The following is a 20,752-nucleotide window of genomic DNA, read 5'->3' as shown; positions in this document are numbered from 1 at the left end:
CGGTGATCGGATCGTTACCCCGTTACTGGCTACAGCACGTCCCCCGTGTCTGTGCCAGTGGTGGTCGCGTACCCACCCTCTATCGCCATGCGCGCTCCGTCGAGGTCGCCGGAGCCCGGCCGAGCGGGATTTCGCCGAGTTCCGGACCAGGCTGTGCGCCCACTACATCGCTACCTACGTCGAGTGGACGCTCGCGGCGTCGTGGGTCAAGGTGTCTCGGCCTAATGCTTTGCGGGTCGGGCTCGATGAACGCGACGACCCGCTGCTCGCCGCCCGGGGTAGAGGCCGCCGGTGTACTTCGTCGAGATCCGGTCGACGATCCCCCGGCGGCGTCGCCAGTGGCGGGCACGCGGCGACCGCGAAAGCTCAGCTCGGGAGCTGCCACGACGTTCGCGCGCAACGAGAGAACAACCCCGACCACAACGCTGGCCGTGCGCCGTCGTCGACAGTTCCACGGTCGCTGTGACCAGCAAACCGTCCACGATCAACGGCCAGTTGGCAAGCGTCGTCTCATCCGCGCCGAACCGCATTGCGAATTCGCGCCCGTGCGGTGCGAGGCATAGGTAGGCATGCGAAACCCCGCTGTGCCCGGTCAGGTTCGAAGAGCCTGTTTGGCGCTGTGTGACGCGGCCTCGTAGCCGACTTGGCCGGCGAGCTCGACCCAGCCGTCAAACGCGTGGGCGAGGTTCTCCTCTCGGCGCGGGCCGTTCCATTTCAGCCCGTTGACGCAGAGGGTCGCCATGGCTGTGGCGGCTTGCTGAAGGTCGTCAAAGATGTTGAGCAGGGAGTCGATGATGATCGGTTCCATGACGTTGAGTTCGAGCTCTCCCGCGGCGACGGCGCAGCTGACGGTGTAGGCCGCTCCCCGAATTCGGTAGCTCAACTGCATGGCGTATTCCGGTACCACCGGATTGACCTTGGCGGGCATGATGGACGACCCTGCCTGCAAGGCTGGGATGGTCACTTCTGCCAGCCCGCCGTGCGGACCGGAGGAGCGTAGGCGCAGGTCCGCAGCGATCTTGGCAACAGTAATGGCTGCGCGGCCCGCCGCGTCGGCCACGGAGGCGTACGGGTCGAGGTGTGCCAAGGCGTCGAAGAGATCTTCTGCCCCGGTCACCTCCACGCCGAGCAGTGCCCGGAGCTCGTCGATGCAGGCCTGTGTGAAGCCCTCGGGGGCGCCGATAGACGTTCCGACGACAGTCGCGCCGATCGGCACCGCCGACAACTCGTGCACCGCTGTCTCCAATTCCCCGGCTCCCCGGCGGACGGCCCGTGCCTGGGCCCGCAATGTCTGACCCGCGCGGACGCTGACTGCGTCTTGCAGGCAGGTGCGCCCGAGATAGCGAGTCTCGTCGTACTCGGCCGCCTTCTCCAGCAATGTGCCGGCCAAGCTCCGCAACGCGGTGAGGGGTGCCCGAGCGAGGTCCATGATGGTCAACGCCATGACCGTCGGGATGGTGTCATTGGTCGATTGCGAGGCGTTGACGTGGTCGTTGGGGTGGACCGCGACTGACGCGAGCTGGGTGGCCCGTGCCGCGATGACCTCGTTGATGTTCATGTTCGTCGTGGTGCCACCGCCCCCGAGGACGAGGGCGGTGGGGAACTGCTCCACGTGCCGGCCTTCGGCGACCTCCTCACACGCCGCGATGATCGCCTCGGCGCGTGTGTCGTCCAGAACGCCGAGGGAGCGGTTCGCCGCCGCGGCCGCCCTCTTGATCAGAGCGTAGTTGCGGATCAGCGTCGGAATGTCACGGATGCGGCGACCCGGTGAGCCGAAGTTCTGCAGCGACAGTCGCGTCTGCGTGCCGTAGAGCACTTCCTCCGGTTCGGTCCGGGCAGGGTCTTGCGCCATGATGGGGATTCCTTCAGCAGGATGGTGGTGGTGATGTGACGCTAAGCAGCGGCCACCCCGAGGCGCAATTACTGTTGCTGTGGATGCACCAAGACGTGCTCGACCGCGCTTGCTTCGCTCAACTGGACCTAGGATGCTGTTGCGTTGACAGCACGGAGGTAGCGGAGCATGACGACATCGACCGCCGAAAAGGTGGCGCAGCTGCTCCTGGCGTTCGAGCCGGATGCCGCAGGCGGCAGTGTTGATCGCTCGGTCAGCGAGCTGGCGCGCATCGTGGGGCGTGAGCGCAGCCAGGTTTCCAGGATGTTGAAGTCCTTGAGCCAGGCCCGTGTCGTCGAGCAGGATCCCGAGTCCCGGCGTTACCGGTTGGGCTGGAGGGTTCGGGTAATGGCCGCTGGAGCCGGTGACCAGGTTCTGGTGCGCGCAGCCCGCCCGATGCTGCAGACCCTGGTCGCGCGCACTGGCGAGGTCGCGCTGTTGTCGGTCCAAGAGGCCAATCGGTCACTGACCGTTATGCGGGAGGAGTCGCAGAACTCGCTCCGGGGCGGCGGATGGGTGGGAAGGCGCTCTGCGATGCACTACACGGCCTCGGGTCGTGCCCTGATGTTCGACGCCGACGACGACATCGTCGAGGCGCTGACCGCAGACGACTTCGGCGCCGATCCGCGGTCGGCGCCGAAGTCTCCGCGCAATCTCGGCGAACTGCTCGAACGTCTGCGCGTTGAGCGCAGGCGGGGCTATGCGCTGGCGTCGGAGGAGATCGAGGTCGGGTTGACGTCGATCAGCGTGCCGGTGCGCAATGTGCAGGGGCATCTCGTCGCGGTCGTCAACGTGTCGGGCCCCACGCCACGCATGATCGACCGGGTGGAAGGCACGGCGAAGCTCCTGATGTCTGCGAGTGCGGCGATCACGAAATCCCTCGGCACCAGGCAGACGGGCTAGTCAATGGGGCGCGATAGGACGGTCGCGGTGGTGACGCTTGGCGGCACCATCGCATGCGCGCCGCACCCGCTCGGCGGCGTAACGCCATCGGACGACCCGGCCTTCATGGCCGGCGTGCTAGCCGACGCCCGCCTTTCCGCGACCGATCTTCCCGGGACCCACGTGATCTCGGCACCTCCGCTCGCGTCGGCAGTCCTCGATGCCCCGCGGCTGGCTGCTGTTGTCAGATCCCTCGAACGGGTCGTGGACGAGGGGGCGTGTGGAGTCGTTGTCACGACTGGCACCGACACGCTGGAGGAGGTGGCGTTCATGCTCGACCTGCTCTGGCGTCGTGCCGAGCCGGTCGTTGTCGTTGGCGCGATGCGCCACGGTGGGCTCCCCGGCGCGGACGGACCGGGGAACCTTCGCGACGGGCTCCGCGTGGCGGCACACGATCAGGCGCGCGGCATGGGCTGCCTGGTGACCTTGAACGGCCACATCCACCAGGCGTGGCAGGTTCGGAAGAGCCACACAAGCTCGCTGTCGGCGTTCGAGTCCTTCGTGTCAGGTCCGGTCGGGTCGGTTCACGAGGACACCGTCCGCATCACCTCGGCTTCTGTCATCGATCGGCCGCTGTTCATCCTCGACACCGTGACCGTGGTGCCTCCGGTCGCCTTGGTCACGGCGGCGTTGGCAGACGACGGGCGGCTGCTGGGTGTGGTGGGTGGCTTGGGTTATCGCGGGTTGGTCGTGGAGACGATGGGTGGCGGCTCGGTGCCGCCGCAATGGTCATCGCTGCTGGAACGCCTCACGGCGAGGATGCCAGTTGTCTACAGCTCGCGGACCGGCGGCGGACCAACCCTGCGTTCCACGTACGGCGGTGCCGGCGCTGAGCGTGACCTGCGCAGGATCGGCATGACGCCGGCCGGACTTCTGGACGGCCTCAAGGCGCGTCTACTGCTGGGGCTGCTGCTCGCAGTGAGGGCCGACCGGGCGTCCATGGACGAGGTCTGGGATCTGTTCGACTCGCCCACGACCCGTGGGCGACGATGCGAGTTCGTGGACCTCGCCGCACGCTGAGGAAAGTGGAGTCCGAGGTGAGCCGGTCGCGGACAGCCGGTGCGCATGATGTTGTTGCTGCTGCAACGCCCGCACTACTCTGTGTCCAGTCTGCTCTTGAACGGGAATCTTCGCCAAGTCCGCGTTGCTCTGAAAGCAACATCGGTCGGCACAAGGTCGCGTCGTCGCTACCTTGTTCAAACACATTCAGGTGGCCCGCAACACAGTCAGCGGTGAGGAAGAGATGACCGACAACCGACTCGACGCGCCGACGAACGACCCCGTGGTGATGGTCGAACTCAGAGACGTCCACAAACAGTTCGGAGACAACGTCGTGCTGCGAGGCGTGAGCCTGGCGGTCAACCGTGGAGACGTTGTCGCGGTCATCGGGCCGTCCGGTGGCGGCAAGAGCACCCTCTTGCGTTGCGTGAACCTGTTGGAGCGGCCCACCTCCGGTCAGGTCCTGATCGAGGGCATGGACATCACCGATCCCGCCACGGACCTGAATGCGATTCGGCGCCGGGTCGGAATGGTGTTCCAGCAGTTCAATCTTTTCCCTCATCTGAGCGTGATCGATAATCTCACCCTTGCGTCGCGCAAGCTCCTGAAGAAGGAGCGTCGCGTCGCCGAGGACCACGCGGAACAACTCCTGGCCCGAGTCGGTCTGACCGGCAAGGAAGGGAGCATGCCGCATCACCTGTCCGGCGGCCAGCAGCAGCGTGTGGCCATCGCGCGCTCATTGATGATGGAGCCCCACGTCATGCTGTTCGACGAGGTCACCTCGGCGCTCGATCCCGAGCTCGTTGGTGAGGTTCTCGACGTGATGCGCGAACTGGCCGACAGCGGCATGACGATGCTCGCTGTCACCCACGAAATGGGGTTCGCACGCGAGGTCGGGAATCGGGTGATCTTCATCGACGGCGGCGAGATCGTCGAGGATGGCGACCCTCGTATGGTCCTGACCGAACCTACGAGCGATCGCGCTCGTCGGTTCCTGAACAAAGTGCTCGCATAACCGGCCGAGCATCTCAAAACTCACCAAACAAGGAAGAAGAACAATGAGAATCACGCGCATTGCCAGCGCTGCCGCGTGTCTGGTTCTGTCAATCGCCGTCGCCGGCTGCGGCGGGTCGACAGCAACGTCGAGCGGAAAGCCCACGAGTCCGGTCGACGTCGGAGTCGTGGTACCTGCTGCCTTGACCAACCAACATGTGATCAAGGTCGGCGTCGCCTGCGACTACCCCCCGTTCGGTTACATCGACGTCAAGGGCAAAAACGCCGGCTACGACCCCGAGGTCGCGCGCACCCTTGCGGCTTACGCGTTCGGGGACGACTCAAAGGTCGAGTTCACCTGCGTTACGCCACAGAACCGAATCCCGTACCTCGAGACAGGCAAGATCGATCTCATCATTTCCACGCTCGGCTACACCAAGGAGCGCGAGAAGACCATCGACTACTCCGTTTCCTACTTCACCAGCGGCGCGAAGCTCCTCGTCCCCACAACCTCCGACATCACCGGGTGGGACAGCATCAAGGGCAAGCCCGTCATCACCAAGACGGGCACCACGTCGAGCACGTTCCTGACGAACTGCTACGCCGACTCGCAGCAACTGTTGCTCGATGGCACGAGCGATGCCGTGAAGGCCCTGAAGGCCGGCCGTGCCGCCGCGTTCGCGGAGGACAGCACGCTGTTGCTGGGACTGACCCTGAAGGACGACAGCCTCAAGGTCGTCGGCGTGGACAAGGCGCAGACACCGTGGGGCCTGGGCATCCGCAAGGGCGACACGGCAACAAAGAAATGGGTGGACGCCGTCCTGACTGACCTGCAGCAGAAGGACCGCCTCTGGGGTATCTTCACCCAGGTCGTGCCCAGCAAGGAGGCGGTCGAGGCGTTCGCCGGCAACATGCCGCGCCCCGGGCACGACATTGTGTACACCGACAAAGACACCCTGTCGGACTGTTCATGATGACCCCAGCGGCATTCACCAACCTCGCGGCCTTCGAGTACGCCGACGTCCTCTGGACCGGGCTACTGATGACGTTGCAGATCAGCCTGATCGGAATGGCGGGATCGGTCGTGGTCGGTCTGGCCGGCGCCGCCGCGATCACACTGCGGGTGCCCGTCCTCAGTCAGGCCATCCGGATGTACGTGGAAATCATCCGCAATACGCCGTTACTCGTCCAGGTGTTCTTCCTCTTCTTCGTCGCTCCACCGCTGGGATTGACCCTGAGTGCCTACGCGGTCGGCTGTATTTCCCTGATCGCGTGGGGCGGTGCGTACAACGTGGAGAACTTCCGCGCAGGGCTTGATGCGGTCGGACCTCGCTACCAAGAAGGGGCGCGGGCCCTCGGCTTCTCGCGGTTCCGCACCTTCGTCCACGTGACCGCACCGATCGGTGTGCGTCTGTCCATCCCGGGGCTGACGAACACGCTGATCTCGGTTCTGAAGAACTCGGCACTGATGCTGGGCATCGGCCTGGCAGAACTGACATTCGTCGTACAGAAACTGTCGGCGGACACTTTCCGGACCGTGGAACTGTACGTGCTCCTCGGTGTCGTCTACCTCGTTCTCGTACTGCTGCTGAGCTCGTTCATGCATCTGATCGGCCGACGCTACGCCCTGGCAGGAGGAGTCTGATGGACGACACCAGCTGGATCACCGAGACACTCGATCTCGTCGCCACCGGCGCCTTGCGCACGATCGCGCTCGCGGCCACGTCGGTGATCGTGTCCGTCGCGTGCGGTGTGCTGCTCGGGGTGCTCTTGTGCCTGCCGAACGGACGCTGGAGTACCCCGGCCCGGGGGATCCTCACGGCCTACTTACAGGTCTTCCGTGGCCTGCCCGTCCTCGTAACCCTCTTCATCGTGTTCTTTGTATCTCCCTCGCTCGGGGTCCAGTTGGCGTCCTTTCCCGCAGCGGTGGTGGGCTTGTCCCTATGGGGCAGCGCAAACGTGATGGAGGTCGTACGCGGAGCGGTGCGCTCGATCCCGACAGCCCAGTCCGAGGCCGCCTCCGCGCTCGGATTCGGGTGGACATCCGTCATGCGCTGGGTCGTGCTCCCGCAGGCGATCAAACGAATGCTTCCGCCGGTCGTGAACCTGATCGTGGACCTGATCCAGGCCACCACGCTGGCCTCGCTCATCGGGGTCGTAGAGGTCCTCCAACGATCTCGACAGGCCGTGGAGTACTACCAACTGTCCGAAGGTGACGGTCACGCGACACCTATCTTCGCCGCGGTCCTGTTGCTCTTCTTCCTCATCTGTTACCCACTCACTCTGCTCGCGAAGCGGATAGAGCGTCGGATCACAACCCCAGGGCGCCCGCCGTCCTCCTCGCTTCCGGCTGCCGAGCCGGCTCCAGCATCGACTGTTCACGCCGATCCGGCGAATCGCTGAACCGCACGAACATGGCTACGAGCGGTAGCCGCGAGGATCACCGCGCCCGCAACCGTCTGCTCCGGGCTGACCAGGCTCATGCGACGCATAGTCATCGCTGGTGAAGCGGCGACTGTGGCCCTCCTGGCGGTATCCCAAGCTCGAGCAGGCTTTCGTCGACAACAACCTCGTCCCGCACATGCGGGGCTCGAGCTACATCCACGCCTCTTCAGGCGGGCGCACCCTGATCTCTCCGTGGGAGACCGGCAGCGCCCACCCCGGCTTCCTCATGATCGACAGCCCGCAGAAGAACCTCGGCCAAGGCCGCGACCGTGACGCCGAGTTCGCCGACAGCGTCGCCGTCGCTGACTTCTACAAGCACCTACACGACTGGCCGGCCGGCCCCGGAGAAAGCGCCCAGATCTTTGTCGTGGATGATGTCCCGCCCCCTCTGCCGACAACGACATCGTCGTCCGCTTCTCGCGATGAGCTGACCAGCCACCGTACGGGCTGATCGAGGTCGAGGCGGCCTGATCACCGTGACGCCGAACCGCTTCACCGCCTGCTCCAGCCGGGCAGGCGCGATCGGCGCCCCATGATAGACGAGCAGCCGCAGACTGGAGGTGTCGGTTGTGTCGAGATCGGGATGATCGAGCAACTGGTACGAACACGACGGGAACAGCACCATCGCCGTGATCCGCTCCTGCTCGATGGTCCTGAGCACGGTGCACGCGTCAAAGCCTTCCTGGAGCACGATCGTCCCGCCGTGCAGCATCGTCGGCACCACGGACAGCCCCGGAGCCCCGATGTGGGCGATGAACCGCAACAGCCGGCACGATCCAGTGCTGTAGACGGCGTAGTCCGGGGTGTTCTCCCGCGCTGCGATGTTCCAGTACTCGGCCAGCGCCCCGATCCGCTCGAAGGTGTCGGTCGCGGCCTTGGGCTTGCCACCCGAACTGCCACCGGTGAACACCAACTCGGCAACGTTTTCGTTCCGTGCCAGCGGGGTCAGCGGATCCGCCGATCGCAGTGCCGCCAACTCCATCAGGTCACGCCCCGTGGTGCTCAAACCGAGCGAGAGCACCATGTCCACGCCGGACTTCTCCGCCAACTCGCGCATTCCTCCGGTGTCCAGCGCGGGCTCATACACCAGCGCGCTGGTCCGGGCATGGGCCAGCATCCGGGCCCGTTCCACGGTCGACGCGGCCAGCGGAACACCGACGTAGTAGCAGCCGATCAACTGCGCGGCGAAATGGACGAACATCATGCGCGGCGTATTGACGTTCAAGCCCGCCACCCCGTCTCCAGGCCGGAGCCCGCACTCGGCCAGGGCCCGCGCCAGACGGAATATCTCCGCCCGCGCCTTACCGTAGGTGATCTCCTGTCCCTCGTGCACGAACAGCGTTCTGTCCGTATACCGTTCGAATTCCTCGAGCAGAGCTGTCGGGTGCGCCACAGGGTGCGCCTGAGTGGTCCCGGAATGCATGTTTCGATCCTTTTCGCTTTGACAGCGCACACTGTCGATGGCGTCCAGGCAAATGATACGACAACCCTAGTTCGAAAATTTACCAGAAATGGTTCTTTCGAAAGAATTCTGATAATTTTTCCTAATATTACTGGGGAGGCCGCACGTCGACAAGCCGCCGACCGGACGAAATGAACGACAGCAGCAGAGAGGATCGCGGTAGGGACCGCCCTTGTTGCGACACGAGGTCGCACGTAGTGAGTGAGTTCGTCAAGGAGGTTCGACGTATGTCGAAGACGTAGCTACAGGTTTGTGTTCGACCTGTCCCCACCGCGACGTGCGTGGCCGGTTCCTGATCGGTCGGGTGCGAAGCTCGCGGGAAAGCCCAAGGGCCGCCGACCCGACCATGGCGGCTACAGGTGCGGGGAAGGGCTGGCATGGGGCGACTACCAGGAAACTCTTGCGGATGCCTCGACAAGTCCACATCCCGGGTTGGGTTGCGGTTCCGGGGTGAATAGGGACCGGCCGATGGAAGGCGGCAAGCGGCGGCCACGGACAAGGCGATGGCCAGCGAACACCGTTGTCCCCGGGGTAGAGAGAGCGCCCAACCCGGTCCGGGTCTCATGCGTGCGGAACGTGTAAACCCTGCCAGGGTCCGCAGCACATGCGCGGGTATGCGTGGTGCCTGCGGTAGGCCGACAGTGATGGGGGCGGAATCCCGTCTGGCAGGACAGGGTGTCCAAGAAGCGAACGCCGGCAGCCGAAAGGCAGCAGGAAACCGTAGGCCGAGTACCGGGAACTCCTCCCGGTGGTGGGCGGATAACTGGCCGGATACCGGGCTCGGTGCCCGGCCCTGAAAGGGGTGCTGACGTGGACAGGTGAGCCTTTGAATCGAAGTAGACGCATACGCCAGAACCAAGGGGCAAGTTGGACACTTCGGTGAACGGACCTGAGGGCCCGCACTCGGTCTTCGACGGTGATGCCTGGGATCAGGTGGACTGGCCAGAACACGAGGAACGGGTACGGCGGCTGCGGTGCAGGATTTTCAAGGCGGTCAAGAACGGGGACCTGGCCACGGCCAGGAACCTGCAAAAGTTGGTTCTGCGGTCCTGGTCGAACACGCTGATCAGCGTACGACAGGTCACGCAACGCAACACGGGCCGACGGACCGCGGGGATCGACGGGCAGGTCGCGCTGACCAGCCAGGCCCGGGCCGAGGTGGCGGTGCAGGTGCACGCCACCCGGGACTCGTGGCGGCCCCAAGCGGTTCGACGGGTGTACATCCCGAAAGCCAGTGACAAAACCAAAATGCGACCACTCGGCATACCAGTGATCATGGACCGCTGTCACCAGGGCAGGGTCCGTCACGCGCTGGAACCCGAATGGGAAGCCCGGTTTGAACCCCGATCTTACGGGTTTCGGCCGGGTCGCGGCTGCCACGACGCGATAGGTTCCCTGTTCCAAACCCTGTGCGGGAAATCCAAACGGGTGTGGATCCTTGACGCCGACTTGGCCGGCGCATTCGACAACATCGACCACGATCACTTGCTTAAGACGATCGGTGACTTCCCTGCAAGAAGGATGGTCGCCGGCTGGCTGAAAGCAGAGGTGATCGAGGCCGGGAAAGGGGTCTTGCCCACTACAGCGGGGACCCCGCAGGGTGGTGTTATTTCACCACTGTTGTTGAATATCGCATTGCACGGGCTGGAGGAGGCCGCTGGTGTACGTTACTACCTGACCGGCAGTCACGCCGGGGAGGTGGTCGGCACCAGTCCAACGCTGACCAGGTACGCCGACGACCTGGTCGTCTGCTGTCGTTCCAGGCAGCAAGCCGAACAGGTCAAGGCGAAGCTGGCCGCATGGCTGGCGCCCAGAGGGCTGGCCTTGAACGAGGCCAAGACCCGTATCGTTCGCCTCGATGAGGAGGGGTTCGGGTTTCTCGGGTTCCATCTGCGTCGCTACCCCAACGGCAAGCTGCTGATTAAACCGAGCGTCGAGGCCATCAAGAGGTTCCGCAAACGGCTCGCCCGGGAGTTCCGCGCGCTTCGCGGGGCCAACGTTGCGGCGATGCTGGCGAAGATCACCCCGATTGTTCGGGGGTGGGTCGCCTACTACCGCACGGTGGTGTCGTCCAAGGTGTTTGCCGCCCTGACCGACTACCTGTGGAAACTCACGTACAAGTGGGCGTGCTGGAGCCACCCGAACAAGCCGAAACGCTGGATCATCCAGCGGTACTACGGAAAGTTCAACAAGTTCAGGAACGACCGGTGGGTGTTCGGCGATCGGGACACCGGCGCCTACCTACCGAAACCAGCCTGGACGGAGATCGTACGGCATGCCCTGGTCAAGGGCGGGGCGTCTCCCGACGACCCCGACCTGGCCGCCTACTGGGCGCAGCGTCGCCGCAAGGTCACACCCCCACTGGATGCCTACACCGTGCGCCTGCTATCCAAGCAGGACGGGCGATGCACCCTGTGCGGGGAGAACTTGCTCATCCCCGACCAGCCACCCCAGTCCCCCGAGGGCTGGGAATGGTGGTTTCTGTGTGTGACGAAGAAAGCGATCAAGGTGGATTACCTGGTCCACCACAACGCACCCAACACGCCACGCGGTGACCGAACACACCTCGTACACGCCACCTGCAGCCGCACGGGCACACCCGCCCGGGCGGCGAACGCAAACACCGTGCTGCAGCCAACCATCTGAGCCGCCCTCGTGGCTTGCTTGGGCCGTGTGCCGCGACGAGTGGCATGCACGGTCCTGAGGGGACCCCGGTGCAGTAATGCACCGGGGTTACCCGGCCGGACGCCCTCCGCACAGATCCGAGCGCGCGGTCGGCGACCGGCCACCACCCGGTCGCCGATACCGCTGGCGCATGTCAGACCCGAAATACACGCTCGTCGGCATGAGCGGGCCTACTCGGCATCAATGCCGAGGCGCCACCGCCGAAACGACCACCCGGAGATGTCGACTACCCAACGCTACCGGTCGTCAGGAATTTCGACAGCCGCCACGCCGAACCTTCGCGTGAGCCGGCTTCACTGCCACCGGCAAGCCGCTGACCAGCAGGTTCAGATGTCGTAGTGATCCACTTGATCGCGACTGCTGAGCAACTCGATGCCGCATTACTCAGGTTGACGATCTTGGCGGTCGCTCGCGTTCGTCGGCCACCCGCTGTTGACTTGAGTGGATCTCGGTACGCACCGGCTGTCGAAATCCGTCCAACCGCTCGCCCCGCCAAGCTTGTGCCCTTGGGCGACCGAACCCGGGTGGGCGTCGGTCACCACATCACCGCGGGGCGGAGCACTGGTGTCAGAAGTCGGCTCGATGGTCGGCGGCCCACTGCGCGAAGGTGCGTCCCGGGCGGCCGGTGACCCTTCTCGATGGCGTCGGGGACCGGCGCCGGACGGTCGACGTGTCGTGCCCAGTCGTTGAGAGGTACGTCCGCAGGGGCGTGCGGACCCATGGCCTTCCTGGCCGCCTCCGGTGAAAGTTCCTCGTACCGCAGCGGCCGCCCGAGTGCCTTGCCCGGCAACGCGATCTGCTCCGCGTGGGTCAGGGACTGGGGGCCGGTGACCGTGTACGTCCGACCGGCGTGTTCGTCGTCGGTGAGCGCTTGGACCACGATGGCGGCGAAGTCGGCCGGGTGGATCGGCGCCCCGGCGGCCTGCGCGTACGGTCCCCGGACCACGTCGCCCGCCTTGACCTGCCCCGGCACGTCGAAGACCCATCGCAGAGCGTTGGCCGCGGACAGTTCCAGGCGCAGGACCGTCCATTCCAGACCGGAGGCGCGGATCTCCTGCTCGACGTCACGGTGGAAGGCGGCGATGTCGTGGTCCGCAGTTGTTCACATTAGTCGTGGGTTCACCCGGCAGTTGGTGTGGAGGTATCGGGCGGTGCTGTTCGTGAAGTCGTAGATCGCGATCGTCTGGGTGTCCTCCAACGGGTTCGCTGGCGGTATCAGGAAATGTGTTTCGCTCACCGGGAGCAGCTCATAGTTGATGTGGTCTGGTTTGTTGAGGAATTCTGCGTGCATGGGGTCAAGGACCAGGGTCAGGTACAGTTTTCCGTCTTCGGCTGATACCTCGTACCGGGCGCCGGGGCGTTCGTAGACGCCAACGTAGCTGGACAGGTCGAGGTTCAGCGTCGGGTCCGGTGTGGGCAGGTCGGGGATGGTGACCATGCCGAGGTCGGTCAGGATCTCGTTGAACACCTTGCGGTAGAAGCTTTCCCTTGGTCCGCCGTTGGTCAGCATCGCGATGGCGGTGTTGGAGTCCGGCAGGAGCCGTAGCCGGGCGTTCTGGCCGATCGTGCTGCCGTCGGTCGCGTAGACGGTTTCGCCGTGCCAGTCACACACGATGAGGCCGAGTGCCCATTCGGGCCCGAACATGTACGGATCCGGTACGGGCACCCGCGAACGCGTCATCTGTCGAATGCTTTCGGCCGAGACGATGCGCTGCCCGTTCGGGGCTGTGCCATCGTTGAGCAGGGCGTGCGCCATCGCGAGCACCTCGCGGGCCGTCGAGGTGATGTTGCCGCCGGGGCCGAAGGCACGCGGCAGGTAGTCCACCGGTGTGACGATGGGGCCTTCATCCATGGACCGGATCAGGTGCCCGGTTGCCGTCCGAGTTTCGTCCACCTGCTCGTGCCAACTGTTCGTGCTGGTCAGGCCCATGGGGTCGAAGAGGCGCTCCCGCATGACGTCGTCCCAGGGTTTGCCGTCGTGCACCTCCAGGATCCGCGCGAGAATGGCGTAACCCAGCGCCGCGCTGTATCCGTGGGTGTGGCCCAGCGGGAAGACCTGGGGCGCGTCGGCGATGTTCTCGACCATGCGCTCGTAGACGTCGTCGTCTTCGCCGGGGTCGCCGTAGGCTTCCTCGATACCGTTGGTGTGGTACAGCAGGTGACGAGGGGTGACCTTGGCACTCGCCTCGGGATCGGCCACCGTGAAACCGGGCAGGTAGGTCCGCACCGGCTCGTCCAGATCGACTTTCCCCTCGTCGACGAGTCGCATGAAGGCCAGCGCGGTCCAGGTCTTGGTCATGGAGCCGCACTGGTAGACGGTGTCCGTCGTCGCGGGTTCCCGTGTTTCCACGTTCTTGACGCCGACCGCGAGCTCGGCGAGCTCTCCGTCGTGGAGGACCCCGATCGCGGCGCTCGGGATTCCGTACTCCGCCAGCAGTTCGGCGACCCGGGCTTGAATTCGCGGTACGTCGATCGTCATCGCGGGAGACCGACCGCGTTCGCGGCGTCCGCTTCGAAGTACTCCGTCGTGGCGTAGGCGCCGGCGTGTGTTTCGAAGAAGTCCCGAACACCCTCGATGGAGTCGTGGGTGATGATGTTCACCGCCTTGGCCCCGTCCTTGCTCGCGACCGCCAGCTTCCACTTGGCGCCCTTGGGGAGCTTGGCGTGCGCCTTCTTCAGGCCGCTCCAGAACCTGCCATCGTCCGAGACGGTCGACACGGCCATCACGTGCATCGTTGTGTCCTCCCTTTCCGAATGAGCAAAAGCTACGTTGCGTTTCAGAAAGTGTCAACGAAACGAAGGCGCAAAATGTGATTTGAACGGCAATCGTTGCAACAGAAATGTGAGTGAATGCAATCACCTCAATCCCGCCGTTGCAATGTACTGTTGATGAACGCAAGGAGAGGAGGTGTGCCGGTGCCAGGAGGCAGGCTGACCCACGAGGACCGCCGGCGAATCGCGGCATGGCTGGCTGGCGGGCTCGGGTACGCCGAGATCGGCCGGCGACTGGGCCGACCGACGTCCACGATCAGCCGCGAGGTGGCGCGCAACGGCGCCCCCGCCGACTACCTGGCCGACCACGCCCAGCAGGCCGCCGGCCACCGTGCCCGCCGGCGCAAGCCGGCCCGGACCGCCGAACCGGCGACCGACGGACAGCCGACCGAGGTGGTGCGCGGCTTCGTGGGCCGGTTCGCGTCCCTGCTGGCCGCGACCGGCCTGCCCCGGATGACCGCCCGGGTGTTCGTGTGCCTGCTCACCGCTGACACCGGCGGCTTGACGGCGGCCGACCTGGTGCGCCGGTTACAGGTCAGCCCGGCGTCGGTGTCGAAGTCCGTCGGCTACCTCGAAGCCATGGAACTGGTGGTGCGCCAACCGGATCCCGGCCGGCGCCGCGAGCGGTACGTCATCGACGACGACGTCTGGCTCCGGGCGTGGCAGGCCGATACCGGCGCACACGGCGAGATCGCGACCGCCGCACAGCAAGGCATCGAGATCTTCGGCCCCGACACGACCGCCGGCGCCCGACTCAGCAAGATGGGCCAGTTCTTCGCCCGGCTCAGCGAGCAGATGAGCGGCAGCACCCTCACCGAGACCGCCGTGTACGACGCGCTGACCGTGCTCGCCGCCCTCGTGCACACCGGTCGACCGCTCACCCTGGACACGCTGGCCACCGCGCTCGGCTGGCCCCGGGACCGCGCCACCGCCGCCCTGGACGCGATCCAACACCAACCAGCCATCGCCGACCCCCTCGCTCTGCAGACCACCGGCCCCGAGACCTACACCTTCACGGCAAGACCGGACCGCCTGAGCCCGGCACAACGCGACGCACTCCAGAAGTGAGACACGCGAGTCCGCGGCCCGATACGGACTGGTGAAAGTCGAGGATCCTGTCCAGAACGATTGACCAGTTGGCTGTGGCACCGCCGTAGCTCCGATCACCTGCAGACCGCCGACGCGTGATCGTACGCGACGACCTGACCATCATCCCCGCTTCGATCGCGCTGTCCCGCGCGCTAGGTCATCACGAAATATGGCCGTTGATCGTGTAGCTCACCGATGTGGTAAACCCGGACGACGCGATCGGAGTCGCGCTGCTTGAAGACCTGTCCACCGTTCGGGGGGAACCTCATCCGGCAGTAATCCCGGAAGAAGCAGTACGTCATGTCCCTCCTTCACCGCGCTCGCAATGAACCTCGAGTCGAGCTCACACCGCAACCTCCGGACACCGACGCCACGGCGACAGCCGAACACGTGACACAGCCCGCCGAGACATCGCCAGTGCCGTCGCAGCGCGTGCCGCGCACCCGCACCGGAAGCGCTTGGGCCGGTATTGTGGCCGCGACTCTCATCGCCGTCGGTTTGATCGTCTTCCTGGCGCAAAACACCCGCAGCACCGAGGTTTCATTCCTGTGGATGACGACCAGTACCTCACTGGCCGTGGCGCTGGTGATCGCCGCCGTCGGCTCGGTCCTGCTCACTCTCATCGTCGGCACAGCGCGCATTACCCAACTACGCCATCTCATCCGCAAATCCCGCGGCTGACACCTGAGCAGACGCAGGTACCGTCCGGCTTCGCAAACACCCTTCGAAGCCCTCCCTCCATCGCACGGCAAGCGCTCTCGGAACAACACGATGGGAACGTGACGACACCTCTGCCAGGTCCTCAGTTGAGCGACGATCGCCCGACCGAACCACGGCCGCCATTCACGACCGAGGGCCACCAGACCGCTTCCGACCCGTTGGTGCCGCACGGTGATCAGATCGAAGGACGCGCCGCCGTGCCCGTCGGCACGCGCATACGTAGGGACTCCGGGATCGACTCACTACCCGACGCCAGAGCCGTCAGGACGGCGAAGACGTATCCGAGGGCCATCCGGCCAGTATGGTTCCGACGGTCCGTGCTGGTGTCCTGGGTTTGATCTCTCCGCCATCGCCCCCAGGGCCGTGATCTGCCACCGTTGTCGGCAGGTCAGCCGCGCCTCGACCGGCGAGTCGGTGACCGGTGGGCGACCTCGCCGCGTCCTCGGTCCAACTCGCCCAGCGCGGCGATGTCATCCCCGGCACCTCGCCTGATGTCGTCGTCGGCAAGGACTATTTTGACCCGGAAGGACGGCCGGGCGGAGTTGTCCGGGTGGCGGCCGGTTCTGGTGGGGATCGGGCCCCCGGGCGGCCTACACGCGACGACCATGGCGGCGCACGTCTGATGTTTGGTCCGGTCCGGTGCGTCGGTCCCGCATCGGCCCTGTCCGGCGGCACGGTGGAGGTCTATGCTGAGGGGGCGCCATCCGGCACGGCGTTCTGTCGAGCCTGCGGTATTCGACGGGAGCGGGGTCGTGGTGGATCGGGCGCCGCTCCGGACCTTGGCGACGCACGCGTCTAGTCGCAGACGCGCCAAGGAGGTCATGGACATGTTCTCGCGAACGATCAGCCGACGCTCCGCGCCGTCCCGCCAGGGCGTCCGCGTTGCCGGGAAATCCTTTTCTCCAGGCTTCGGTTCCATTCGAGTGGTTCGACGAAAGTCCGAAGTGGACTGTGTGGAAGCAACCGTGAGGTGATCACCGGAAACGTCCGTGACGGCGTTTCCGGAGCCCGATGGCACCGAACACCAAAGAAGGTGACTGCCACAACACGTCAGGTGAAAACCGCTCTGTTCGACCTGCCGCCGGAGCCGGACTTGATCTGTCCATTGTGGATTGATTGTGTCGGGACTGGCACCGAAATTTTCCCGGACGTTGGGAAAATCCCTGGTGGAGCGCGTAGTGTTTCAGGCAAGTGCCCTGGACCCCGGCATTCCGCAAGGCAACCGAGGGATTAGTCCTATGGCCCATCTCGACTTGATTCTCACTACCGCGCAGGTCACGGGGATCGCGGAACCTCATCGCAGCACGGTCGCGGCCATCCTGCGCGCAACCGAACAGGGTCTGTTCAGCGCCGCCGAAGCCGAACTGATGATCGACCGGGTCCGCACGCAGGTGACCACGTCGCCTTTGCCCACGGGCGGTCTCCCCTCCACGGGCAGCGGGCAAACATCGGGGGCCAGCATCCAGAACAGTCCAGATAGGGCAGTCGCATGACTTCGTCCACGGTAGTTCACCCGGCACCACGACCCGTCCCCGATCCGAAGCCGTTGATCCTTCCCGGCCGGTCGGTGCGCGAGCAGATCCTGGTCAAACTCTTCGTGCTGCTTCCGTTCGTCGCGCTGGTCGCGGCGGTGCCGATCGCCTGGGGCTGGGGGCTGGGTTGGACCGACCTCGCCCTGGCCACCGGCTGCTACGTGGTGGCCTGCCTCGGCATCACGGTGGGCTATCACCGGTATTTCACCCATCGCGCGTTCAACGCCAAGCGCGGTCTGCGCATCGCCTTGGCGGTGACCGGCGGTCTGGCCGCGCAGGGCCCCGTGATCGGGTGGGTGGCCGATCACCGGCGGCACCACGCGTTCTCCGACCGCGAGGGCGACCCGCATTCGCCCTGGCTGTTCGGCACCGGGCCGGTGGCGCTGGCCAAGGGGTTCTGGCACGCCCACATGGGCTGGCTGTTCGAACGGGTCAGCACCAACGCCGAACGGTTCGCCCCGGACCTGCTGGCCGACCGGGACCTGCGGGTCATCGACCGCCTGTTTCCCCTGTGGGTCGTGGTGAGCGTCGGGGTGCCCGCCGCGCTGGGTGGGGTGATCACCTGGTCCTGGTGGGGTGCGCTGACCGCGTTCTTCTGGGCCGGGCTGGTGCGGGTGTCCTTCCTGCACCACGTGACCTGGTCGATCAACTCGATCTGCCACCTGATCGGCGAGCGGCCCTTCGCCTCCCGCGACAAGGCCGCGAACTTCTGGCCGCTGGCGATCCTGTCGATGGGCGAGTCCTGGCACAACTCGCATCACGCCGACCCGACCTGCGCCCGCCACGGTGTGCTGCGAGGCCAGATCGACATCTCCGCCCGGGTGATCTGGATCCTGGAGAAACTCGGCTGGGCATCCGAGGTGCACTGGACCAACCCCACCCGACTGGCCCGCCTCGCCCGGAAAAACCGGACTGGGCACACCGGTGCCCCGACCAAGGAGACGACTTCATGACCGCTGTCCTCCCGTCCGTATCGACTGACCCTCCCTCGCCGGTAGTCGCGGTTCTGCCGACGGGCCGTCCGGGCAAGGCCCTCCTGACCCTCACGGCGCATCCGGACCCGCCCGGCGCGGTCGTGGTCGCCGTGCGCGGTGAGGTGGACCTGTTCACCAGCCCGCTACTGCGCGACGGTCTCCTCGCACACCTGCGACACACCGGCCCGCAGCTGATCATCGACCTCTCCGACGTTGGTTTCTTCGGAGCGGCCGGCATCACCGTCCTGGTCACCGTGGGGGAGGCGGCGATGGCGGCGGGAGTTGGGTTGTCCGTGATCGCGCGCACCCGCCCGGTCCTGCTGCCGCTGAGGATCACCGGGCTGGACGGCGTGTTGAACATTTACCCCGACCTCGCCCACGCTCTCCGCCGCCCGGGCGGCGGCCCGGACGGATGACACCATGCACAACCCCCGGGTCGCCGAAATCCTGTCGGTGATCGCCGACGGCCGAGGCGGGCAGGTCGCGCTGCCCGCCAGATTGTGTGCGGAATGTCTGTCGGTGTTGCCGGTCAGTGGAGCCGGGGTCGCATTGATGACCGCTGAAGGGCCTAGCGGAGTCGTGCTCGCGGCCACCGACCAACGGGCCAGGCAGTTGGAGGAACTGCAGTTCACCCTCGGTGAAGGTCCCTGCGTTGAGGCGTCCGGCAGTGGTCGTCCCGTCCTGCAACCAGACCTGGTGGCGGCTGGGCCGGCTCGGTGGCCGGGGTTCGGCGCGGCCGTGCTCGAGGCCGGCGTGCACGCCATCTTCGCGTTCCCGTTGCGGGTCGGCGCCATCCGCGTCGGCGTCCTGGATCTGTACCGCGACACTCCGGGGCACTTGACCACGCACGAACTCGCGGAGGCGGTCGCTTTCGCCGAGGCGGCGACGGTCGTGGTGCTGCACCTGCAGGACCACGACAGGCGCGACGGTTCGCATGCCGCGCTCGCGGGGCCGATCGATGGCCGAGCCGAGGTCCACCAGGCGACCGGGATGATCACCATCCAACTGGGTATCAGTCTCGCCGAGGCACTGCTGCGGCTACGAGCGCACGCGTACGCTTCGGGACGGACAGTGTCCGCCATCGCCGCGGAGGTGGTCAACCGACGTATGCGCTTCGACGACAGCGAGTCTGGCACCGCGACGGAGCGGGAACGGCCATGATCCGCAACGCAGCAAAGACAGTGGGCTCATGACGAGCCGGGAACAACTTCTTGCCAGCACCTTCGTGGATCTGGCCGATACCCTGGTAGCCGACTTCGACGTCATCGACTTCCTGCACACGCTGGCCGCACGTAGCGTGCAGTTACTCGACGCCGACGCCGCCGGGATCATGCTGGCCGACCAGCACGGTGGCCTGCACGTAATGGCCTCCTCCGCCGAGGAAGCCCGCCTGCTGGAACTTTACGAGCTGCAGAACAACGAAGGCCCCTGCCTGGACTGTTTCCGGTCCGGACGCCCCGTGGCACGGGATGACCTGCCCGCGATGCGCGCGTCGTGGCCGGCCTTCACCCAGCGGCTACAGCAACTCGGGTACCACTCGGCGCAGGCACTCCCGATGCGGCTACGCAACGAAACCATCGGGGCGCTGAACCTGTTTCGCACCGAACCCGGCCCGCTGAGCGAGGCGGACCGGGGGATCGGCCAGGCCATGGCCGACGTGGCCACCGTCGGCCTGATCCAGGAACGCGCCATCGCCACCCGCGAACTGCTCGCCACCCAGCTGCAGACCGCCTTGAACAGCCGCATCCAGCTGGAACAGGCCAAGGGCATGCTCGCCCAACGCACCGGCCTACAGATGAACCAAGTGTTCGAGCTCATGCGTGACTACGCCCGCGGCCGCAACCGCCGCCTCAGCGACGTCGTCGCACAGATCATCGACGGGTCGTTCGACGGCGAACTGCTCGAGAAGGGCCCGCGCACACGGCCCCGCACATCGCCCCAGCCATGACCGGCATCGCGCAACCTCGATCGACCCCACCCTCATCGGCACCATCTACGGAATGAACTTCCACCGCATGCCCGAACTGAACTGGGTGTGGGGCTATCCGTTCGCGCTGCTGCTCATGGCAATAGTCCGCATGGTCCGCATGGTCCGCGCCGGCCTGTACCGGATATTCAAACACCGCGGTTGGCTCTGACCACCGTGCTCGTTGTCCGTGGCAGCGAAATTTCGGCACCCCTGAAGACGAATTCCGGGAGCGAGCGTCGCAGGTTCTCGCGGTCGATCGGACGACGCCCCGGTGATCTG

20 protein-coding genes are annotated in these 20,752 nt (G+C 65.7%); 15 read left to right on the top strand and 5 right to left on the bottom strand.

What is annotated here, in order from left to right:
- Positions 1 to 592: 592 nt before the first annotated feature.
- Positions 593 to 1,852, bottom strand: a complete 1,260-nt coding sequence (locus tag VJT49_RS28470) for a lyase family protein (RefSeq protein WP_324168019.1) — start codon at positions 1,850 to 1,852, stop codon at positions 593 to 595.
- A gap of 192 nt (positions 1,853 to 2,044) precedes the next feature.
- Here VJT49_RS28470 and VJT49_RS28465 point away from each other — a divergent pair, with 192 nt between their 5' ends.
- The 6 genes from VJT49_RS28465 to VJT49_RS28440 all read left to right on the top strand — a co-directional run bounded on the left by VJT49_RS28465 (position 2,045) and on the right by VJT49_RS28440 (position 7,228).
- The gene (locus tag VJT49_RS28465) at positions 2,045 to 2,794 is read left to right on the top strand and encodes an IclR family transcriptional regulator (RefSeq protein WP_324168018.1); all 750 of its coding nucleotides are present in this window, start codon (positions 2,045 to 2,047) and stop codon (positions 2,792 to 2,794) included.
- 3 nt (positions 2,795 to 2,797) lie between these two features.
- On the top strand, positions 2,798 to 3,853 hold the full coding sequence (locus tag VJT49_RS28460; protein ID WP_324168017.1) for an asparaginase domain-containing protein: 1,056 nt from the start codon (positions 2,798 to 2,800) through the stop codon (positions 3,851 to 3,853).
- 223 nt (positions 3,854 to 4,076) lie between these two features.
- On the top strand, positions 4,077 to 4,847 hold the full coding sequence (locus tag VJT49_RS28455) for an amino acid ABC transporter ATP-binding protein (RefSeq protein ID WP_324168026.1): 771 nt from the start codon (positions 4,077 to 4,079) through the stop codon (positions 4,845 to 4,847).
- A gap of 43 nt (positions 4,848 to 4,890) precedes the next feature.
- Entirely contained in the window at positions 4,891 to 5,799 is a 909-nt protein-coding gene (locus tag VJT49_RS28450; RefSeq protein ID WP_324168016.1) for a transporter substrate-binding domain-containing protein, read from the top strand.
- Entirely contained in the window at positions 5,796 to 6,470 is a 675-nt protein-coding gene (locus VJT49_RS28445) for an amino acid ABC transporter permease (RefSeq protein ID WP_324168015.1), read from the top strand. Before VJT49_RS28450 ends, VJT49_RS28445 begins: the two co-directional genes overlap by 4 nt.
- A complete protein-coding gene (locus VJT49_RS28440) occupies positions 6,470 to 7,228 on the top strand; it encodes an amino acid ABC transporter permease (RefSeq protein WP_324168014.1) in 759 nt (252 codons plus the stop codon). Before VJT49_RS28445 ends, VJT49_RS28440 begins: the two co-directional genes overlap by 1 nt.
- 361 nt (positions 7,229 to 7,589) lie before the next feature.
- Here VJT49_RS28440 and VJT49_RS28435 read toward each other — a convergent pair whose 3' ends face one another.
- Positions 7,590 to 8,693, bottom strand: coding sequence for an AMP-binding protein (locus VJT49_RS28435; protein ID WP_324168013.1), 1,104 nt, complete (start codon positions 8,691 to 8,693; stop codon positions 7,590 to 7,592).
- A 906-nt stretch (positions 8,694 to 9,599) separates the two neighbouring features.
- Here VJT49_RS28435 and ltrA point away from each other — a divergent pair.
- Positions 9,600 to 11,378, top strand: coding sequence for a group II intron reverse transcriptase/maturase (gene ltrA / locus VJT49_RS28430; RefSeq protein WP_324168012.1), 1,779 nt, complete (start codon positions 9,600 to 9,602; stop codon positions 11,376 to 11,378).
- A 574-nt stretch (positions 11,379 to 11,952) separates the two neighbouring features.
- On the opposite strand, the gene VJT49_RS28425 is transcribed toward ltrA, so the two are convergent.
- The 3 genes from VJT49_RS28425 to VJT49_RS28415 all read right to left on the bottom strand — a co-directional run bounded on the left by VJT49_RS28425 (position 11,953) and on the right by VJT49_RS28415 (position 14,141).
- Positions 11,953 to 12,390: a hypothetical protein gene (locus VJT49_RS28425; protein ID WP_324168011.1), complete on the bottom strand. Its 438-nt coding sequence runs from the start codon at positions 12,388 to 12,390 to the stop codon at positions 11,953 to 11,955.
- A 129-nt stretch (positions 12,391 to 12,519) separates the two neighbouring features.
- Positions 12,520 to 13,896, bottom strand: a complete 1,377-nt coding sequence (locus VJT49_RS28420) for a serine hydrolase (protein WP_324168010.1) — start codon at positions 13,894 to 13,896, stop codon at positions 12,520 to 12,522.
- The gene (locus VJT49_RS28415) at positions 13,893 to 14,141 is read right to left on the bottom strand and encodes a hypothetical protein (protein WP_324168009.1); all 249 of its coding nucleotides are present in this window, start codon (positions 14,139 to 14,141) and stop codon (positions 13,893 to 13,895) included. Before VJT49_RS28415 ends, VJT49_RS28420 begins: the two co-directional genes overlap by 4 nt.
- A gap of 192 nt (positions 14,142 to 14,333) precedes the next feature.
- Here VJT49_RS28415 and VJT49_RS28410 point away from each other — a divergent pair, with 192 nt between their 5' ends.
- The 8 genes from VJT49_RS28410 to VJT49_RS28375 all read left to right on the top strand — a co-directional run bounded on the left by VJT49_RS28410 (position 14,334) and on the right by VJT49_RS28375 (position 20,642).
- Positions 14,334 to 15,257: a MarR family transcriptional regulator gene (locus VJT49_RS28410; protein WP_422652940.1), complete on the top strand. Its 924-nt coding sequence runs from the start codon at positions 14,334 to 14,336 to the stop codon at positions 15,255 to 15,257.
- Between the two features lie 411 nt (positions 15,258 to 15,668).
- A complete protein-coding gene (locus VJT49_RS28405) occupies positions 15,669 to 15,959 on the top strand; it encodes a DUF1049 domain-containing protein (protein ID WP_324168008.1) in 291 nt (96 codons plus the stop codon).
- 1,277 nt (positions 15,960 to 17,236) lie between these two features.
- A complete protein-coding gene (locus VJT49_RS28400) occupies positions 17,237 to 17,491 on the top strand; it encodes a hypothetical protein (protein WP_324168007.1) in 255 nt (84 codons plus the stop codon).
- Positions 17,488 to 18,483, top strand: coding sequence for an acyl-CoA desaturase (locus VJT49_RS28395; protein WP_324168006.1), 996 nt, complete (start codon positions 17,488 to 17,490; stop codon positions 18,481 to 18,483). Before VJT49_RS28400 ends, VJT49_RS28395 begins: the two co-directional genes overlap by 4 nt.
- Positions 18,480 to 18,920: an STAS domain-containing protein gene (locus tag VJT49_RS28390; protein ID WP_324168005.1), complete on the top strand. Its 441-nt coding sequence runs from the start codon at positions 18,480 to 18,482 to the stop codon at positions 18,918 to 18,920. The genes VJT49_RS28395 and VJT49_RS28390 overlap by 4 nt, the downstream gene beginning before the upstream one ends.
- Positions 18,921 to 18,924: 4 nt before the next feature.
- Positions 18,925 to 19,665, top strand: a complete 741-nt coding sequence (locus VJT49_RS28385; protein WP_324168004.1) for a GAF and ANTAR domain-containing protein — start codon at positions 18,925 to 18,927, stop codon at positions 19,663 to 19,665.
- A gap of 28 nt (positions 19,666 to 19,693) precedes the next feature.
- A complete protein-coding gene (locus tag VJT49_RS28380) occupies positions 19,694 to 20,452 on the top strand; it encodes a GAF and ANTAR domain-containing protein (protein WP_324168003.1) in 759 nt (252 codons plus the stop codon).
- A 19-nt stretch (positions 20,453 to 20,471) separates the two neighbouring features.
- Entirely contained in the window at positions 20,472 to 20,642 is a 171-nt protein-coding gene (locus VJT49_RS28375) for a CorA family divalent cation transporter (RefSeq protein ID WP_324168024.1), read from the top strand.
- Positions 20,643 to 20,752: the final 110 nt, after the last annotated feature.

Source organism: Amycolatopsis sp. (assembly GCF_035276945.1).
Lineage (GTDB): Bacteria > Actinomycetota > Actinomycetes > Mycobacteriales > Pseudonocardiaceae > Amycolatopsis_E.
Note: the sequence above shows the minus strand (reverse complement) of the source record. Positions and strands in the feature narration are given on the sequence as shown.